The organism is Rhodanobacteraceae bacterium (assembly GCA_016713135.1).
Classification (GTDB): Bacteria; Pseudomonadota; Gammaproteobacteria; order Xanthomonadales; family SZUA-5; genus JADKFD01.
The window spans coordinates 32,541-50,348 of the sequence record JADJPR010000004.1; the positions used below are offsets into that span (position 1 = coordinate 32,541).

Genomic DNA, 17,808 nt, shown 5'->3' on the forward strand with positions numbered 1-17,808 from the left:
GGCTCTGCAGCAGGTCTTCACGCAAGGTGTGCGACCCTCGTCCGTCGGTCCGGTTGTCCGGATTCCTTTCATGCCGCGCGGAATTCCGCGCAGGAGCACACCCAGCAAGCGCCGCAGGCCCTAGTGTCGATGTGGCGCGGAGAGCGCGATGCCCCATGACGTCAGCCTGATCGCCACCGTCGCTGCCGGCTTCGGCCTGGCGATGATCTTCGGGTACATCGCGGTGCGCCTGCACATGCCACCGCTGGTGGGCTACCTGCTGGCGGGCATCCTGATCGGGCCGGCGACACCCGGTTTCGTGGGTGACGTGGGCCTCGCTGGCCAGCTCGCCGAGATCGGCGTGATGCTGCTGATGTTCGGCGTCGGCCTGCATTTCTCGCTCGACGACCTGATGGCAGTGCGGCGGATCGCGGTGCCCGGTGCGCTGGTGCAGATCTTGGTGGCGACCCTGATGGGCATGGGCGTTGCGATCTCCTGGGGCTGGAGCGTCGGCGGCGCGCTGGTGTTCGGCCTGTGCCTGTCGGTGGCCAGCACTGTGGTGCTGCTCAAGGCACTGGAATCGAAAGGTCTGCTGAAGTCGGTCAACGGCCAGATCGCGGTCGGCTGGCTGGTGGTCGAGGACCTGGTCATGGTGCTGGTGCTGGTGCTGCTTCCCGCCATGGCAGGCTTGCTCGCGGAGGCGGGGGCCTCCAGCACCGCCGAACTGCCCAAGGGCGATGTGTGGCAGACCATCGGCCTGACCCTGGCCAAGGTCAGTGCGTTCATCGCGCTGATGCTGGTTGTCGGCAAGCGCTTGTTGCCCAAGCTGCTGTGGTTTGTGGCGCGCACTGGCTCGCGGGAACTGTTCACGCTGGCGGTGGTGTCGGCGGCCGTCGGGGTCGCCTTCGGTGCCGCCAAGCTGTTCGAGGTCTCGTTCGCGCTGGGTGCCTTCTTCGCCGGCATGATGCTGCGCGAGTCCGAGTTCAGCCATCGCGCTGCCGACGAGAGCCTGCCGCTGCGCGATGCCTTCGCGGTGCTGTTCTTCGTTTCGGTCGGCATGCTGTTCGACCCGGCCGTGGTGCTGGCCGAGCCGCTGAAGCTGATGCTGGTGGTCGCGATCATCTTGTTCGGCAAGACCATCGCGGCGGTTGGCCTGGTCCTGCTGTTCCGCTACCCGCTGAACACTGCGCTGACGGTGGGCGCCAGCCTGGCGCAGATCGGCGAGTTCTCCTTCATCCTCGCCGGGCTTGGTGTCGCGCTGGGGCTGATGCCGGTGGAAGGCCAGAGCCTGGTGCTGGCGGCAGCCCTGGTCTCGATCGCGGCCAACTCGGCATTGTTCGCGGCCATCGAACCGCTGCAGCGATGGGTCCGCCGGCATTCGGCCGTGGCGCGCCGGCTTGAGCAGAGCGACGATCCGCTGGCGCAGTTGCCGATGAGCACCGAAGAGGCTTTGCTGACCGGGCAGGTGGTGCTGGTGGGCTACGGCCGAGTCGGACGCTTCATCGCGCGCCAGCTGCGGGCACAGGGGATCGCCTACGTGGTGGCTGACCAGAACCGCGAGCGCGTCGAAGCCTTGCGCGAGCAGGGCGTGCCGGCAGTCTGCGGCGACGCGACCACGCCCGAGGTGCTGGTGCAGGCGCATGTCGCGCGCGCCGCGATGCTGATCGTCGCCATCCCGGACCTGATCGAGGTCCGCCGCATGGTCGAGACCGCGCGGCTGCTGAATCCGGGCATTGCCGTGGTCTTGCGCACCCACAGCGAGGAAGAGGCCCGGTTGCTGCGCGAGGAGCAGATGGGCGCCGTGTTCGTCGGTGAGGAGGAGCTGGCCAATGGCATGGCGGGCTATGCGATGGCGCGGATCGGCGGCGGGTCACGCATCGGTGCTTGAGCTCGCCTGCGTTCGCCCAACGGCACTGATGTGTTAGCATCTGATGCATGCGCACCACACTCGACATCGATGACGACGTCCTGCTCGCCGCCAAGGACCTCGCGCGGCGACAGCGGAAGACAGCGGGCGAAGTGCTGAGCGAACTCGCACGCCTCGGCCTGCAGGGAGGGCAACGCGGCATTGCGCAATCGCCGCCGCGCTACGGCTTCGCGCCGGCGCCCGCAAACGGCGCCACCGTGACCAATGCGCAGATCGACGCGCTGCGCGAGGCGCTGGGCGAGGACTGATGCGCGCGCTGCTCGACGTGAATGTGCTGATCGCACTGCTCGACGCCGCGCACCAGCACCACCGGCTGGCCTGGGACTGGCTGGAAGGCAACATCGAGTCCGGGTGGGCATCCTGCCCGCTGACCCAGAACGGATATCTGCGCATCGTGTCGCAGCCCGGCTATCCCAATCCCGGGACAGTGCGCGAGGCGATATCGCGGCTAGCCGCCGCCACCGCGACCCAATACCATGAGTTCTGGCAGGACGACCTTAGTCTGCTCGACCATCGGCACTTCGATGTCGACCGGCTGCTCGGTCCGCGCCACCTGACCGATCACTACCTGCTCGGACTCGCGGTGGCGCGCAAGGGTCGGCTGGTCAGCTTCGACCGCGGCATCCTGCTGGGAGCCGTGCGCAACGCGCGGCCGGAGCACCTGGTGCTGCTGTGATCCGGCCGCCGTTTCGGCGCGTGTTCAGAAGGCGTTGATCCCGGTGATCTCGCGGCCGACGACCAGCTGGTGCACGGTCTCGGTGCCTTCGTAGGTGATCACGCTTTCCAGGTTCAGCCCGTGACGGATCGGGCAGTGCTCGACCGTGATGCCGGCGCCGCCAAGGATGTCGCGCGCCTCGCGGGCGATGTCGATGGCCATGCGCACATTGTTCCACTTGGCCAGCGAGACCTGAGTAGGCTGCATCGTGCCGGCGTCCTTCAGGCGCCCGAGCTGCAGCGACAGCAACTGGGCGAGGGTGATCCGTCGTGCCATGTCGGCGAGCTTGAGCTGCACCGCCTGGGTGCCGCCGATCGGCTTGCCGAAGATGATGCGGGTCTTGCTGTATTCCAGCGCCTCACGGTAGCAGGCGATGGCCGCGCCGATCGGGCCCCAGGTGATGCCGTAGCGCGCCTGGGTGAGGCAGGACAGCGGGCCCTTGAGGCCGCGCACATTCGGCAGGCGCTGGCTGTCCGGGACGCGCACGTCATCGAAGAACAGCGCGCTGGTGACCGAGGCGCGCAGGCTCATCTTGCGCTTGATGTCCTGGGTGGTGAAGCCCGGCGTGCCGCGCTCGATCAGGAAGCCCTGGATGCCTTCGTCGGTCATCGCCCAGACGATCGCGATCCCGGCGACGCCGCCGTTGGTGATCCACATCTTGGAGCCGTTGATCACCCAGTCGCCGCCGTCGCGGCGCGCGTGGGTCTTCATGTTGCCGGGATCGGAACCGCCGTGCGGCTCGGTCAGGCCGAAGCAGCCGATCAGCTCGCCCTTCGCCATGCTCGGCAGGTACTTGCGGCGCTGCTCTTCGCTGCCGAAGGCGTAGATCGGGTACATGCACAGGCTGGACTGCACCGAAACGAAGCTGCGGATGCCCGAGTCGCCGCGCTCCAGTTCCTGGCAGATCAGGCCGTACATCACGCCGCTCATGTTGGCGCAGCCGTATTCCTCCGGCAGGCTGGAGCCGAGCAGCCCGAGCGAGGCAATCTCCGGGATCAGCTCGGACGGGAATCGGTGCTCGTCGAAGCACTCGCCGATGATCGGCAGCACTTTCTCGTCGGTGAAGCGCGCCACCGTGTCCTGCACCATGCGTTCTTCGTCGCTCAGCAGCGAGCGGATGTCGAACAGATCGGAAGGATCGAGAGTGGAAGGCTTGCCCATGGCGGATCACCGGTATTCAGGAAGCCGCGCAGTATAGGTGCGGGAGTGTGAATGGAAGTGCTGGAAGCGGTGTTGGTTGTTGGTGTTGGTGTTGGTGTTGGACAAAGCGGGTGGCGGCAAGGATGCGGTCAGCGGCATGTTTCAATACCAACAGCCCACATACGGGAGTGCGAAAAGATGCGGTGTTGGTTGCTGGTGTTGGTGTTGGAAAGAGCGAGAGGCAGCAAGCTGCGGTCAGCCGCCTGTTCCAACACCAATAACCCACACCAACACCGGCCTTAACGCACCGGATCCCCCGCCAGCCGCCGCGCCTTGGCGCGGGCGATGGCCTCGGCGAGGGTGCTCGCGCCGGTCTGTTGCTTCAGGTCGGCCCGCTTGGCTTCGATCTTTGCCGACTGCTCGTCGCGACGGCGCTCGATGCGCGCCTCGTGGGCCTCGAAGCGGCGGCGGAAGTGCGCCGCCTCGGTGGTGTCGATCGGTCCGCGGGCGGCGCCGTCCAGCGCAGTGTCCGGCACCATCACGATGCAGTCGACCGGGCAGGGCGCGATGCACAACTCGCAGCCGGTGCACTCGGAAACGATCACCGTATGCATCCGCTTGTTCGCGCCGACGATGGCATCGACCGGACACGCCGGCAGGCACTTGGTGCAGCCGATGCAATGCTCCTCGAGGATGTACGCGACCTCGCGCGGCTTCTCCACCCCGTTGGCGGGATTCAGTGGCAGTGCGGCGCGGCCGGTCAAGCGCGCGAGCGCCTCTATGGTGGCGGCACCGCCCGGCGGGCACTGGTTGATCTCCGCCTCGCCGCCTGCGATCGCCTCGGCGTAGGGGCGGCAGCCGGTGTAGCCGCAGCGGGTGCACTGCGTCTGCGGCAGCAGGGGCATCGATCTGGTCGGGGTTCATGCGATCGAGCAGTCCGAAGCGAGCGTTGGTCGGTGGATCGCGCAGCGATTCACCGGCGCTCCCGTGCTCATTTGACCCGCATCCCCGGCTCCGCGCCGGCGTCCGGCGCCAGCAGGAACGGCCCGCCGCGCTCGTCGGAGGCGGCCAGAACCATCCCCTCACTCATGCCGAAGCGCATCTTGCGCGGCGCCAGGTTGGCGACCATCACGGTCAGGCGACCGACCAGCGCGGTCGGATCGTAGGAGCTCTTGATCCCGGCAAACACCTGGCACGTGCCGAGCGCGCCGAGGTCCAGTTGCAGGCGCAGCAGCTTGTCGGCCTCCGGCACCGCCTCGGCCGCGGCGATCCGCGCGATGCGCAGGTCGATGGCGGTGAATTGGTCGATGGTGATGGGGTCGGCATTTGCGCCGGGGGCTGGAGAAGCAGGAGCGGGGCTGGGGGCTGGGGGCGGGGGTGCGCTGGGCGCAGCCTTGGCCGGTTTGGCGGGCTGCTTCTCCGGTGCGGCGGCGAGGGTGTCCTTGGAGGCTTCGACCATGGCTTCGATGTGCTTGGGATCGACGCGGGTGGCAAGCGCGCTGAAGGGCTTGATCGCGTGGCCCGCGGGCAGCGGCTCGGCGACGTCCTCGAAGGCGCGGATGATGGCGCCGAGGAAGTCCTCGCTGGCCTGCGCCAGCGCGGGGACGATCGGTTTCAGCCAGGCTGCGAGCAGACGGAACAGCGACAGCGCGAGCGAGCAGATCGCGTGCAGTTCCGCGCGCTTGGCTTCGTCCTTGGCCAGCACCCACGGCGCGCGTTCGGCGATCAGGCCGTTGACGCTGTCCGCCACCGCCATCACCTCGCGCAGCACCAGGCCGAAGTCTCGCGCGTCATAGGCGCTGCGGCAGCGCGCGTGCAGGCGCGCGGAGTGCTCGGCGTAGATGCCGAGGTCGGCGGCATCGAGTTGCGCCAGCCGGCCATCGAAGAACTTGCTCACGAAACCCGCGCAGCGGCTGGCGATGTTGACGAACTTGCCGACCAGGTCGGCGTTGACCCGCAGCGCGAAGTCGTCGAGGTTGAGGTCCAGGTCCTCGACGCCGCCGCTGGACTTGCCCGCGTAGTAGTAGCGCAGGTAATCCGGATTGAGCCCGGCATCCAGCCAGGTGCGCGCCTGGATGAAGGTGCCGCGCGACTTGCTCATCTTCGCGCCGTTGACCGTCAGGTAGCCGTTGACGTGGATCGCCGTCGGCACGCGGTGGCCGGAACCGTGCAGCACCGCCGGCCAGAACAGCCCGTGGAAGTTGACGATGTCCTTGCCAATGAAATGGTGCATCTCGGTGGCGTGGCCGGGCTTCAGGTAGCGGTCGTAGTCCATCCCGGTGCGGTCGCAGTAGGCGCGGAAGCTCGCGAGGTAGCCGATCGGCGCGTCCAGCCAGACGTAGAAGTACTTGCCCGGCGCGCCGGGGATCTCGAAGCCGAAGTAGGGCGCATCGCGCGAGATGTCCCAGGCCTTCAGGCCCGCGTCCAGCCACTCGCGCAGCTTGGCGCGCACGCCGGGATGGGCGACGTTTTCATCGGCCAGGAAGCCGGTGAGGAAGTCCTGGAACTGGGACAGTTCGAAGAAGTAATGCTCCGACGCGCGCAGCTCCGGCCGCGCGCCGGAGACCACCGAGTACGGGTTCTTGAGGTCGGTCGGCGCATAGGTGGCGCCGCAGTTCTCGCAGTTGTCGCCGTACTGGTCGGCGGTGCCGCACTTGGGGCACTCGCCCTTGACGTAGCGGTCCGGCAGGAACATCGACTTGACCGGGTCGTAGAATTGCTCGACGGCGCGCACGCCGATCGCCCCGCGCGCCTTCAGCGCGGCGTAGATCGATTCGGTGATCGTGCGGTTTTCTTCGCTGTGGGTGGAGTGGTAGTGGTCGAAGGCCACGCCGAAGGCCGCGAAGTCGCGCTCGTGCGAGACCTGCATCGGCTTGACGAATTCTTCGGGGCTGACGCCGACCTTTTCGGCCGCGAGCATGATCGGCGTGCCGTGGGTGTCGTCGGCACAGACGAAGTGCACCGTGTGGCCCATCAGGCGCTGCGCGCGGACCCAGATGTCGGCCTGGATATAGCCAACGAGGTGGCCTAGATGAAGGTGCCCGTTGGCGTAGGGCAGAGCGTTGGTGACGAGGATGTCGCGGCGTTCCATGAGTTCGGCTTGTCTTCCAGGACAGGGGCGGGATTATGCGTCAGCGAGAGGGAACCCCGACTCGACTCGCGAAGCTGAATCGACGCCAGCGCGGCCCGCCGGATTCAGAAGCAATTCAGACCTCCTGCTTAGGCTGTGCCCTCACCAACCGCGCGTTTCGTCGCGGGCCTGCGTGAGGAGAATGGGTCATGGTGAATCTTGCTCGCAATTCGGTTCTGGCTGTGGCGCTCGCGGGCCTTGCCAATGTGGCAGCGGCCCAGGGTTATTACGACGCGGGCTATCGCGACCAGGGGAGTGTCGGCTACGACTTCGCCCGCGTGGTGGACGTGCAGCCGGTCTATGACGATGTCTCCTATGCGGAGCCGCGCGAAGTGTGCTGGAACGAGCCGGTGACCTATGTGGAGCAGCCGCGCTACGCACGCTACGAGCGCAACCGCAGCGGCACCCCTGAAATCGTCGGCGGCATCATCGGCGGCCTGATCGGCAACCAGTTCGGGCATGGCGACGGACGCGCCGCAGCGACCCTCGCTGGCGTTGCGCTCGGCGCCTCCGTTGCGCGCGACAACCAGCGCTATCGCGGCGGCTATTACGAGGGCTACGGCCCGCGCTACGAGCGCACCGTAAACGAGCGCCGTTGCGCCGTGCGCGACGACTATCGCCGCGAGCGCCAGTTGATCGGCTACGACGTGACCTACGACTACAACGGCACCATCGGTCACACCTTCAGCGAGCGCCAGCCCGGCACCGAAATCCGCGTGCGCGTCGCGGTGGAACCGGCCGACTGAGTTCTTGGCGGCGGCGCTGAAGTGCGCCGCCGTCTTCAGTCCAGCGCGCTGCGCTCCAGCGCCTGGCGCAGGGTGTCGTCGCGTGGCACCAGGGCGCGCGCGGCGGCAGCCAGTTCGCCGGCCTTGGCTGGCTCCGCCAATCCGCGTTGCAGGCCGACCCACCGCGCCAGCAGTCGCAGATTCGGCTGTACGGCATCGGCGGAGAGACACGCGACCGCTGCCCGCTGGCGCGACGAGGCCTCGCTGGCGTCGTCCATGAGCGCGAGTGCCAACAGGTCGGCGCGACAGGCCTTGACCGACGTCGGATGGTCGGCGGCCAGAGTCTCGCCAATGGCATCGGAGAGCACTCGCGCCGCGGCTGCATCGCCGCGAAGCCATTCGAGCTCACCCAGCAGCAGGGCGGCATACGCGGTTTCCGCGTGCGCAGCTCCGGACCATTCGCGGTAGATCGAATGCGATTCGGCCAGCACCTCGCGAGCCGCGTCGACCTGGCCCAGGGCACGCAGCGCACTGCCAAGCCCGAGCAGTGGCAAGGCGACTTCCCGGTTGCGCGCGCCGAACTGCGAGCGCGCCAGGGCGATCGCCTCGCGATAGTGCGCAACGGCGACGTCCAGCCGGTCCAGGCGCATTTCGATCGCCGCCAGGTTGTTCAGCGAAGTCACGAGCGATTGCTGGTCTGCGGCGCTGCCGGCGCGCTGCGCAGCGACGATGCCTTCGTAGGCGGACAGCGCCGCCGGCAGGTCGTTGCGGCTGTAGGCCATGGTCGCCAGCAGCATCTCGGTGTCGACCAGGTCGCGGGTCGGAGCGCCCGGAAAAGCGCGGAGCTGTGCCAGTGCCGCGCGCGCGGCGCTCTCGGCATCGGTGGCGCGTTCCTGGTTCAACAGGCTCACCGCCAGTTGTCGCTGCAGGCCGGCCTGGAGCATCGGGTCGCCACCGGCCATCTGCAGGCCGCGACGCAATTCGCGCTCGGCATCGGTCCAGCGGGATTGGAAGTTGTGCACGCGGCCCAGCTGCAACTGCCATGCGGGCAGGCGCGGATCCCCGGCGACCGCCTGGTCGACCGCTTCGCGCAGCAGGGTCTCGGCTTCCGCATAGTGGCCGAGTGCGCGATAGCTGTCCGCCACGCTGGCCAGCAGGGCGCCGCGTACGGCGGGATCCAGGGTGGCGTCGTGGGCCAGCTGTTCGCGGCCGCGATCGAGCAGGTCGCGCGCGCTGGGCACGCGTCCCTGGTTGCGCAGCGGCTGGGCCGCTTCGAACAATCCGGTCAGGAAATCCGCAATGCGCTCAGCACGGGCCGCCTCCCGCTGCGCCGCGTCGCGCTCGCGCGCGGCCGCATCGGCCTGCCACAGCGCCACGCCACTGACGCCGACCAGTGCCAGCAGCGCCACAGCGCCCAGCGCAAAACCCGCGCGGTGGCGACGCGCCAGGCGCGCGACTTGCTCGGCTGTCGACGGCGGGCGCGCCAGAACTGCGCGGTCATCGACTACCCGCTCGAGTTCGTCGGCGAATTCCTGCACGGACGCGTAGCGCGCCGCCGGATCGCGCGCCAGGGCCTTTGCCAGCACCGCTTCGAGGTCGCGCGCGCGCAGGCCACGCAATACGCCCGCGTTCCGCAGCGCGCGGCGCAGCGGCGTGGCGTCGCCCGCGAGCACGCGCTCGGCGAAGCTGCGGCCCTCGCCGGCCAGAACTGCGAACGGATGAGTTCCCGCCAGCAATTCGAACAGGATCACCGCGAGTGCGAACAGATCGACGCCAGTGCCGGTCGGCTCTCCGGCGATCTGTTCCGGTGCCGCATGCCGTAGGGTGAAGTAGCGCGCAGAGGTGAGTTGCGGGTCGTCGCCGGTGCGGTCCAGCAACTTGGCGACGCCAAAATCCAGCACCTTGACCTGGCCTTGCCTGTCCACCAGCAGGTTGGCGGGCTTCAGGTCCCGGTGCAGCACCCATTGGGCATGCGCGTGCGCAATCGCCCGCGCGGCCGCGATGACCAGTGCGATCCGTGTGCGCGCATCCGCGCCAATGGCTTCGCAGTGCGCATCGATCGGTATGCCGTCGACGTACTCCATCACCAGGTAAGGCTGCCCGCGCGCATCCTCGCCGGCGTCCAGCAGTCGTGCGATGCCGGGATGCGCAAGGCGCGCGAGCACGTGCCGCTCGTGCAGGAAAAAGCCCGGATTGGCCGCCTCGGCGACGAACTTGATCGCCGCCAGGCCCTCGTAGCGACCATCTTCCCGGCGCGCGCGGTAGACCCGCCCCATGCCGCCGGCGCCGATCAGGGTCTCGATCCGCCACGGGCCGGCGAGGATCCCGGCCGTTCGTCCGGCGCCAGCGCGGCGACGACCTCGGGCGCCTGCGCGGCTGCATCGTCGCGCAGCGCAGCGCCGCCATCGGCTGCCAGCATCGATTGCAGCAGGGCTCTGCGCTGTGGGTCGAGTCCGGCTTCCTCGATCCGCCGCTGCCGCTCCGTGGCGGGCAGGTCGCACAGCGCATCGAACAAGGCGCGCACGGCCTGCCAGTCGGCCGCATTCACGGCGCGCCGCCCAGTTGCGCCGCGACGAAGGCGCGCGCCGCGCGCAAGTCCCGCTCCACGGTGGCCGTCGACAGGCCGAGTGCGACCGATGTCTCCTCGATCGTGCAGCCGCCGAAGAAGCGCAGTTCGAATACCTGCTCCAGGCGCGGGTCGAACTCGCGCAGCCGCGCGAGCGCCTGGTCGATCACCATGAGATCGAACTGTTCGCTCGCGCCACCGCCGGGATCCGTGGATTCCAGGGTCACGCGTTCCCAGTCGCCGCCGCGGCGCACGGCCTGGCGTTCGCGCACGGCGTCGATCAGCACGTGGCGCATGACCCGGGCCATGGTCGCCAGGTAGTGCTCGCGGCTCTGCCATTGCGAGCCGCTGCCCGCCAGCTTGAGCCAGGCTTCGTTGACCAGGGCCGTGGCATTCAGCGTGGCCACCCCGCGCTGGCGCGACAGTTGTTGCTGCGCCAGCCGGCGCAGGGTGGCGTAGACCGCCGCCGGGATGCCGTCGTCTCCTGCATTCAGCCGCTGGGTGATGTCGTCGCTCACCGATGCCCCGGCGTGATCCGCGAAAACTGAACTATCGGCTGTCGCCGCCGATCAAGCCAGCACCCGCGGCGTGATGGAGTCCGCCACGGAACTCCGTATCCGGGTACATCCCCCCAACGGAGCGAACCATGCAGGCCTTCCTGCGCAACACGCTGTCGGCTATCGGTCTGTCCATCCTGCCTGGTGTCGCCGCGCTGGCGGCCCCGCCGCTCGAAGGCATCCTCGATCCAGGCTTTGGCACCGGCGGAGTCTCGATCACCAGCTTCGACCAGACCCCTGACTTCGCCGATACCGCCAAGGGCATCGCGGTCAGTCCCAGCGGGCGCATCTACCTTGCAGCGTCCATTGGTGCGCTGGTCCAGGGCGTGAATCGGGTGCGCTTCGGCCTCGCCCGGTTCATGGCGGACGGCCAGCTGGACACCGCCTTCAGCAGCGACGGCCTGGCGTCTCCGGTGAGCGCGGCGCTCGCATCGCAGAACCAATGGGCCAGCGGCGTGCTGGTGCGCGCCGACGGCAAGCCCATCGTCTACGGCATCCGCTACCCGGGCGGCGGGGCCCGGCCCAAGGTGCTGGTCTGCCGCTATGCGGTGGCCGGCAACCTGGATCCCGGCTTCGATGGCGATGGTTGCGTCGAACCCACGCTTGCGCTGATCGACAACGGCGAGGAAAACGCGCAGACGGCGATCGGCCTGCCCGACAACCGCATCCTGATCGGCGGCCGCGTCGGAGTGAATCCGGGCAATCCGGACCACCTCGACGCGCTGGTCCTGATGCTGAACGAGGACGGCTCGGTCGCGGGCGGTTTCGGCACGTCTGGCTATACCCTGCTGCAGCCGCCGGGCAGCACCTTTGCCTACGTTTCCAGACTGGTCCGGCTGGGCGACGGCCGCTTCATTGCCATCGGCACCGGGGACGTCGGCATGTTCGCGGCGCGCTTGTCGTCAACCGGGCAGATCGACCCGACCTTCGGCGTCAACGGCTATGCGATCGTGAGCTTCGCCGACCTGCACAACCTGCAACTGACCCACGACTGGGCGGAGTCCGGGGCGGTCGATTCGCAGGGACGGATCCACCTGTGCGGGCGCATCACCTACGGCAACAACAGCAACCAGTCGGTGATGGCGTTTGCACGCCTTACTCCAGGTGGAATGCTGGACCCGAGCTTCAGCACCGACGGCCGCATCGTCCAGCCCTTCATCGACGTGTTTCCGACCTCGAACGTCGCCGATTGCGCGGTGGACGGGCAGGATCGGCTGGTGGCGGCGGTGCAAACCGGCACCGCGGTGCCGCTGAACGGCGACTTCGGCGTGCTGCGCCTGCTGCCGGACGGCAACTTCGATCCGCGTTTCAACGTCATCGGACAGACCCGGGCCGCGCTCGACCTGGGAGGCAATGGCGTCGGCCACGAACGGGTCCAAGCGATGACCCTGATGGACGGTCGCGTCATCGTCGCAGGCACTGTGTTCCCCACCAATGGCGGCAGCGCCAGCGGCGAGCAGATGGGCCTGCTGCGCTTCGGCTCGGACCGCCCGTTCGCGGATGGCTTCGAATGAGTGCGGTTGCTGCTCGCCACGGATGACGACGTCCAGACGGAAGCTGCCGCATACTCGGCGGCTTCCGTTGAAGGAGTCACCGCATGTCCGGATTGAGTGCAGACGACGTCCGCGCGCTGCTGGCGCAGATCGTCGATCCCAACCATGGCGAGAACCTGGTTGCCGCGGGTTCGGTGCGTGGCGTCGGTGTCGACGGCGCCCGTGTCGCGGTCGAGATCGTGCTCGGGTACCCGGCCGAGGGCTGGGGGCCGCAGTTCGCCAATGAGATCAAGGCCGCGCTGGAAGGCGATCCGCGCATCGATGTGGCGGTGGTGGACCTCCATTGGCAGGTGATTGCGCACAAGGTGCAGCAGGGCCTGACGCCGCTGCCCGAGGTCAAGAACATCATCGCGGTCGCCAGCGGCAAGGGCGGCGTCGGCAAGAGCACCACCGCGGTCAACCTGGCGCTGGCGCTGGCTGCCGAGGGCGCCACGGTCGGCATCCTCGACGCCGACATCTACGGCCCCAGCCAGCCGCGCATGCTCGGCGTCAGCGGCAAGCCGGACACCCGCGATGGCAAGGTGATCGTGCCGAAGTCCGCCTACGGCCTGCAGGTGATGTCGATCGGCTTCATGGTCGAGGAAGACACGCCGATGATCTGGCGCGGCCCGATGGTGACCCAGGCGCTGCAGCAGTTGCTCAACGAGACCGACTGGCAGGGGCTGGACTACCTCGTCATCGACCTGCCGCCCGGCACCGGCGACATCCAGCTGACCCTGTGCCAGCGCGTGCCGGTCTCCTGCGCCGTGGTGGTCACCACGCCGCAGGACATCGCCCTGCTCGACGCGCGCAAGGGATTGAAGATGTTCGAGAAAGTCGCCGTGCCGGTGCTCGGCGTGGTGGAGAACATGAGCACCCACGTGTGCTCCAAATGCGGCCACGAGGAACCCATCTTCGGCACCGGCGGCGGCGAGCGCATGGCCGAGCAATACGGCGTGGCGCTGCTCGGGCGCTTGCCGCTCGACATCCGCATCCGCGAGGAATCCGATTCCGGCCACCCGACGGTGATCGCCGAGCCGGCCTCGAACATCGCCGCCACCTACCGCGAGATCGGCCGCAAAGTCGCCGCACGCCTGTCGTGCCTCGTCCGCACCCCAATTGCCACCAACTGGAGCCCCCAAATGGACCCCTACCTGCTTGCCGCCATCGAAGAAGCCGAACAGGGAGTCGCCGAAGGCGGGATCCCGATCGGTTCGGTCATCGTGCACCAGGGAAGGATCATCGGCCGCGGCCACAACCGCCGGGTGCAGAAGGGCAGCACGGTGCTGCACGGCGAGATGGATGCGCTGGAAAACGCCGGGCGCCTGCCGGCGAAGGTCTACCGCGAGTGCACGCTGTACACCACGCTTTCGCCGTGCCCGATGTGCTCGGGCGCGATCCTGCTGTACGGCATCCCGCGTGTGATCGTTGGCGAGAACGTCAGCTTCATGGGCGAGGAAGCGCTGCTGAAGAGCCGCGGCGTCGAACTCACCGTCGTCGACGACCCACGCTGCAAGCAGCTGATGGCGGATTTCATGGCGGCACGGCCCGAGCTTTGGAACGAGGATATCGGGGAGTGAGTCGGGGTGACCAACGCACAATGTAGACTCGAAGTGATGAATTCGGATCAACCTTAGTTTCAAATGTCAACAATTGACACATGTTTTTCTTGGGTATCTTGCTTCATCGTCCATCCCAACAGGAGCAAGTGTGAGGTCCTTGATCGCAATTCTGGCAATGGCAGCGACTGGTGTTTGCCTCGCCGAGACCACCTGGGTGCGCTGCGACTATTGCACGCCAGCTATGGCCGAGCAGATGGCCGCGATGGCTGCACCTTCTTCATTCAGGGGCATCTACAACCTGCCACAAAACTGGGCCAGCAAGTTTGAGATCTCGCGTGAGCAAGTAGGCATGGGGTGTGCGACCAATGGGAAAGACCCTTCGCTCAAGGGAGATGCGAAGGCGGGTGGCGCGTGCACATACCAGAATGTCGCCTATCCCGTTCCGCTGGCATCGGACGAATCAAGTTTCTTCGCAGATCTATACGATTTCTATATTGCGACAGGCGGAACTCTGAAAGAGTCGATTGATGTTGATGCTGCAGAGCTAGGGCTGCCGGGCTGCCCGCAGTCCGAGTGCGTAAGTGCCGGCATGACCGCGTATGACGTTGCCAGAAATTTCGGCGTTGAGCAGAGAGTCCGCGAATATACGCGCCGCGCGCTGCAGGCAAGAAGGGCCGCTGGGCTTCGACTGATCGACTGGATTGTGGCGCGACTGGAGGCAATCTTCCACGGTATTGATACCTATACCCGGGTGGTCGTGCGATTTACGCCAGGAGGCAGCACTGCAGTGATCGAATTCACGCCAGAGACGCCGCACGGTGTCGTGACCGGAACCTTCGACCCTGACGGGAATCCGGTATGGAGAAATGCGAGTGATGCTCGGGAAGGTGAAGGCGAGTTCAGTCATGGGTTTTCTGTCACGGACTTTCTCGAGCATGCTCGTCGATTAGGCATCCCGGTAGTAGACGCTGGCGTGGGACCGCGTTACGCTTGCCGCAGCGATGGCGCCAACGGGATTGTCTGCCACCGAATCTGATTCTCGCCTAAGGCCGTCCCCTTGCCCGTTGTGCTCCGGCGAGAACGTCAGCTTGATGGGCGAGGAAGCGCTGCTGAAGAGCCGCGGCGTCGAACTCACCGTGGTCGACGACCCACGCTGCAAGCAGCTGATGGCCGAGTTCATGACGGCCGGGCCCGAGCTTTGGAACGAAGATATCGGGGAGTGAGGGCGTTGCCTCGGGCTTCGCCCAGGCCCGTACGCAGCAAAGTCAAACGTGAAACGTAAAACGTCAATTGCGCGCGAGGCAAGTTGACGTTTTACGTTTCACGTTTGACCCTGCTTGCGAAACGGCCCGTTCCAGCCGTTCGCCCCACCTCACCACCGATAGCGCACGGTGTAGCGCACCTTCGCCGTGCCATCGGCCGGGATCAGCACGGTGAAGTCCATGGTCTGCTGGTCGCGCTTGTCGCCCTTGACGGTGGTCTGCAGCAGTTCCCAGCCGCTCCAGCGGTAGAAGTACTCGCGGATCACCACTTCGGCGGCGACCTGCTTGTGGTTGCGGACCTCGATCTCGAAGGTCTCGTCGAGGAACTTCTGGGTGGTGTCGAGCTTGAAGTCGACCTGCTTGCGCTCCCCGACCACGTCGAAGGAGTTGCCGAGCTTGATTCGCAGTGTCTCGTTGCGCGGGGTATGCGCGATCAGGTCTTCGCCGATGAATTCCAGCGAGCCATCCTTCGAGGCCTGGTTGACGCGGATACGGCCGGCCGGCAGCGGCATGCCCATGCGGTTCTCGGCCTTGTTGGCGAATTCGAGGAAGGCGCCGACCTCGCCCTTGTGGGTGGCACCGAGGCCCTGGTCCATGTTCGGCTGGCCGCCCCACAGCGGGTAGGCGTAGGGGCTAGCGCTGAACACCAGTTGCTTCTTGCAGCCGACTCCGACAGCCGCCGGGAACAGCTCCAGTTGCTTGGTCGAGTTGTCCGGCAGATCGCTGCGGCGGCCGAGGGTGTACAGGTGGTACTCGAACAGCGAGGACTCCTGGAAGCCATCTGGCTCCTGCGGCGCGGCCATCGCGACCATGTCGCGCTTCATCATCGTCGGCGCCGGTGCGGCGGGAGCGCGATTCACTTCGCCGGCGACGAGTTTGAGCTTGGCCTGCGGGAAACTGCCGCCCGACTGGTTGACGATGGTCACCCACGCGGCGAGGTCCATCGAGCAGCCGCCCGCGGATTCGTTCAGGGTGACGTTGTAGTCCGCCCACCAGGTCATGCCGCGGGTCTGGTACGCGACCTGCGCATCGTGATCGCCGCCGCGGGCGCTGTCGGTCAGCCAGACCAGCGTCGGGCGCGTGATCAGGCCACCGGGCAGCGAGGGGAAACGCACATTGTCGTAGCGCGACAGCGAGCTGACTTCGCCGCTGTCGAGCTGCAGCAGCAGCGCGCCCTGGGTGCCCAGCAGCGTGCCGTCGATGCGCTGGATCTCGCTGCCGTCCGCGCGCTCGACGCTGATGCGCTGGCCGATGTAGCGGTCCATCAGCTTCTCCGCGCTGACCAGGTCGAACTGGAAGTTCTGCTCGAGCACGCGGGTGCCGTCAGGATCCGTGACCGAGGCGAAGCTCACGGTGGTCGGGTCGATCAGCTTGGCGACGTCGGTGAAGCGCACTTCGCCGCGGCCCTTGGGCACCGCCATCTTGCGCTGGTCGCGCACCAGCGCGTAGCCAGGCAGGCCGATCGCGCCATAACCCGACAGCGCACCGACGTTGATCTGGCCGGGTTGCGCGGAGCTGTAGATGGTCAGTGCGTAATCGGCCCGCGCGGCCGGCAGGACGGTGGAGAAAGTCATGGCGATCGCGGCGGCAAGGGCAGTGCGGAGCATGGCAGGGTTTCCTGATGCGGGCTGGATGCAGTCTGCGCTTGAAAACGCTCGCGAGGGCTGATAGGGGTTAACCCATTCAGGCCGATTTCGCCAGCGCCGCCCGCCGCCGGGCCCCGGCGCGGTTCTTCCACAGCTTGTACCAGTCCACGAAGACGCCGGTGTGCGCCTGCCACACCGAGCGGGTTTCCTCGCCGTCAGTCATGCCGCACGGCGGGAACTCGTCCTTGCGCGGCCGGTGCCAGGTGCCGAGCAGCACGTCCCAGATCGGGAAAAAGGCGGCGAAGTTCTTGTTCTGGTGCTCCGGCAGCGAGGAATGGTGGATACGGTGCACCTGGGGGCCGGCGAGGAAGGGCGTCAGCGGCCCCATCGACAGCCTGAGGTTCATGTGGGTGAAGATCGCCCAGACCAGCGCCAGGTCCCACACCAGCACGGTGTAGGCACCGTCCACATTGACCAGGCCCATCGGGATGAAGATGAACGGGATGCGATAGACATTCTCCATCCAGTGATGGCGGAAACTGGTGGTCGCGTTCATGTGGACCTCGGTGTGGTGCAGCTTGTGGTGCGCCCAGAACCACGCCCAGGTGTGCTGGCAACGGTGGAAGCAGTAGTAGCCGAAGTCGTGCAACAGCAGCAGCAGGAAGAACTGGCTGAGGCCGCCGACAATGCCCTCACTGAACTTCAGGTTGACCAGCGGCCCGCCAAGCGCCGCCACGCCCATCGGGATCAGCTGACCGAACAGCAGCATGACCAGGTTCGTGCCGACGACGAAATTGACGATCCAGATGCAATTGAACACGATCGCCGATGCCGGCTGGTTCTTCTCGGCCGGGCGCCAGTACTCCACCGCGAGTCCGGCGGCGCACAGCGCCAGGATCTTCGGCGTGCCGGTCAGCAGGCTTTGCAGGAACTCGATGACCACGTAGCGGACTCCATCGCGCCGTTGGCGCGGTTTGCATGCGGGGAGGGCGGCATCCGCCCGATCAAGGGATTCTAGCGGGTTGGCTGTCGACCGTTTGCGCACAGCGCGAGTTCCCGGTCCGGATGCTGGAACCAAAGGTCCGAAAACGGCGAGCCGGGATTGCGTCCGGAGGCTACGATGGCGC

General features: G+C 67.0%; 15 protein-coding genes. 7 read left to right on the top strand and 8 right to left on the bottom strand.

Annotation, left to right across the window (positions count from 1 at the left end; translation table 11 throughout):
- Nucleotides 1-148: 148 nt before the first annotated feature.
- The 3 genes from IPK27_05940 to IPK27_05950 are packed head-to-tail and all read left to right on the top strand — an operon-like array spanning nt 149 to nt 2,582.
- Nucleotides 149-1,867 (top strand): Kef family K(+) transporter, encoded by a 1,719-nt coding sequence (locus tag IPK27_05940; protein MBK8067164.1) that lies wholly within the window; start codon nt 149-151, stop codon nt 1,865-1,867.
- Between the two features lie 47 nt (nt 1,868-1,914).
- On the top strand, nt 1,915-2,154 hold the full coding sequence (locus IPK27_05945) for an antitoxin (protein ID MBK8067165.1): 240 nt from the start codon (nt 1,915-1,917) through the stop codon (nt 2,152-2,154).
- Nucleotides 2,154-2,582 carry a VapC toxin family PIN domain ribonuclease gene (locus IPK27_05950; GenBank protein MBK8067166.1) on the top strand — a complete coding sequence of 143 codons (429 nt, stop codon included), beginning with the start codon at nt 2,154-2,156 and terminating at the stop codon, nt 2,580-2,582. Before IPK27_05945 ends, IPK27_05950 begins: the two co-directional genes overlap by 1 nt.
- A gap of 24 nt (nt 2,583-2,606) precedes the next feature.
- Here the strand turns inward: IPK27_05950 and IPK27_05955 are convergent, their stop codons facing one another.
- The 3 genes from IPK27_05955 to metG all read right to left on the bottom strand — a co-directional run bounded on the left by IPK27_05955 (nt 2,607) and on the right by metG (nt 6,852).
- Nucleotides 2,607-3,782 (bottom strand): acyl-CoA dehydrogenase family protein, encoded by a 1,176-nt coding sequence (locus IPK27_05955; GenBank protein ID MBK8067167.1) that lies wholly within the window; start codon nt 3,780-3,782, stop codon nt 2,607-2,609.
- A gap of 278 nt (nt 3,783-4,060) precedes the next feature.
- The gene (locus tag IPK27_05960; protein MBK8067168.1) at nt 4,061-4,666 is read right to left on the bottom strand and encodes an RnfABCDGE type electron transport complex subunit B; all 606 of its coding nucleotides are present in this window, start codon (nt 4,664-4,666) and stop codon (nt 4,061-4,063) included.
- An 86-nt stretch (nt 4,667-4,752) separates the two neighbouring features.
- Entirely contained in the window at nt 4,753-6,852 is a 2,100-nt protein-coding gene (metG, locus tag IPK27_05965) for a methionine--tRNA ligase (protein MBK8067169.1), read from the bottom strand.
- 188 nt (nt 6,853-7,040) lie between these two features.
- Here metG and IPK27_05970 point away from each other — a divergent pair, with 188 nt between their 5' ends.
- Nucleotides 7,041-7,637, top strand: a complete 597-nt coding sequence (locus IPK27_05970; protein ID MBK8067170.1) for a glycine zipper 2TM domain-containing protein — start codon at nt 7,041-7,043, stop codon at nt 7,635-7,637.
- A gap of 35 nt (nt 7,638-7,672) precedes the next feature.
- Here the strand turns inward: IPK27_05970 and IPK27_05975 are convergent, their stop codons facing one another.
- From IPK27_05975 to IPK27_05985, 3 genes are read right to left on the bottom strand one after another with little or no spacing between them, the layout of a single operon-like run.
- Complete coding sequence (locus IPK27_05975; protein MBK8067171.1) at nt 7,673-9,892, bottom strand: serine/threonine protein kinase; 2,220 nt, start codon at nt 9,890-9,892, stop codon at nt 7,673-7,675.
- 14 nt (nt 9,893-9,906) lie between these two features.
- Nucleotides 9,907-10,164, bottom strand: a complete 258-nt coding sequence (locus IPK27_05980; GenBank protein ID MBK8067172.1) for a hypothetical protein — start codon at nt 10,162-10,164, stop codon at nt 9,907-9,909.
- A complete protein-coding gene (locus tag IPK27_05985) occupies nt 10,161-10,700 on the bottom strand; it encodes a sigma-70 family RNA polymerase sigma factor (GenBank protein ID MBK8067173.1) in 540 nt (179 codons plus the stop codon). The genes IPK27_05980 and IPK27_05985 overlap by 4 nt, the downstream gene beginning before the upstream one ends.
- A gap of 128 nt (nt 10,701-10,828) precedes the next feature.
- Between IPK27_05985 and IPK27_05990 the strand changes: the two genes are divergently transcribed.
- The 3 genes from IPK27_05990 (at nt 10,829) to IPK27_06000 (ending at nt 14,869) form a co-directional block, all read left to right on the top strand.
- Nucleotides 10,829-12,253 carry a hypothetical protein gene (locus IPK27_05990; GenBank protein ID MBK8067174.1) on the top strand — a complete coding sequence of 475 codons (1,425 nt, stop codon included), beginning with the start codon at nt 10,829-10,831 and terminating at the stop codon, nt 12,251-12,253.
- Between the two features lie 83 nt (nt 12,254-12,336).
- A complete protein-coding gene (gene apbC, locus IPK27_05995) occupies nt 12,337-13,851 on the top strand; it encodes an iron-sulfur cluster carrier protein ApbC (protein ID MBK8067175.1) in 1,515 nt (504 codons plus the stop codon).
- A gap of 139 nt (nt 13,852-13,990) precedes the next feature.
- Entirely contained in the window at nt 13,991-14,869 is an 879-nt protein-coding gene (locus IPK27_06000) for a hypothetical protein (protein MBK8067176.1), read from the top strand.
- A gap of 336 nt (nt 14,870-15,205) precedes the next feature.
- Here the strand turns inward: IPK27_06000 and IPK27_06005 are convergent, their stop codons facing one another.
- Together IPK27_06005 and IPK27_06010 are read right to left on the bottom strand one after the other, a co-directional pair.
- The gene (locus IPK27_06005; GenBank protein ID MBK8067177.1) at nt 15,206-16,702 is read right to left on the bottom strand and encodes a DUF4139 domain-containing protein; all 1,497 of its coding nucleotides are present in this window, start codon (nt 16,700-16,702) and stop codon (nt 15,206-15,208) included.
- A 76-nt stretch (nt 16,703-16,778) separates the two neighbouring features.
- The gene (locus IPK27_06010; GenBank protein ID MBK8067178.1) at nt 16,779-17,624 is read right to left on the bottom strand and encodes a sterol desaturase family protein; all 846 of its coding nucleotides are present in this window, start codon (nt 17,622-17,624) and stop codon (nt 16,779-16,781) included.
- Nucleotides 17,625-17,808: the final 184 nt, after the last annotated feature.

Bases quoted from the DNA above. Each gene is read 5' to 3' on its own strand.
- IPK27_05990 (MBK8067174.1), top strand. From the start codon at position 10,829: ATGCAGGCCTTCCTGCGCAACACGCTGTCGGCTATCGGTCTGTCCATC.
- metG (MBK8067169.1), bottom strand. From the start codon at position 6,852: ATGGAACGCCGCGACATCCTCGTCACCAACGCTCTGCCCTACGCCAAC.
- IPK27_05960 (MBK8067168.1), bottom strand. From the start codon at position 4,666: ATGCCCCTGCTGCCGCAGACGCAGTGCACCCGCTGCGGCTACACCGGC.
- IPK27_05945 (MBK8067165.1), top strand. From the start codon at position 1,915: ATGCGCACCACACTCGACATCGATGACGACGTCCTGCTCGCCGCCAAG.
- IPK27_05940 (MBK8067164.1), top strand. From the start codon at position 149: ATGCCCCATGACGTCAGCCTGATCGCCACCGTCGCTGCCGGCTTCGGC.
- IPK27_05955 (MBK8067167.1), bottom strand. From the start codon at position 3,782: ATGGGCAAGCCTTCCACTCTCGATCCTTCCGATCTGTTCGACATCCGC.
- IPK27_06005 (MBK8067177.1), bottom strand. From the start codon at position 16,702: ATGCTCCGCACTGCCCTTGCCGCCGCGATCGCCATGACTTTCTCCACC.
- IPK27_05950 (MBK8067166.1), top strand. From the start codon at position 2,154: ATGCGCGCGCTGCTCGACGTGAATGTGCTGATCGCACTGCTCGACGCC.
- IPK27_05975 (MBK8067171.1), bottom strand. From the start codon at position 9,892: ATGGGGCGGGTCTACCGCGCGCGCCGGGAAGATGGTCGCTACGAGGGC.
- apbC (MBK8067175.1), top strand. From the start codon at position 12,337: ATGTCCGGATTGAGTGCAGACGACGTCCGCGCGCTGCTGGCGCAGATC.
- IPK27_05970 (MBK8067170.1), top strand. From the start codon at position 7,041: ATGGTGAATCTTGCTCGCAATTCGGTTCTGGCTGTGGCGCTCGCGGGC.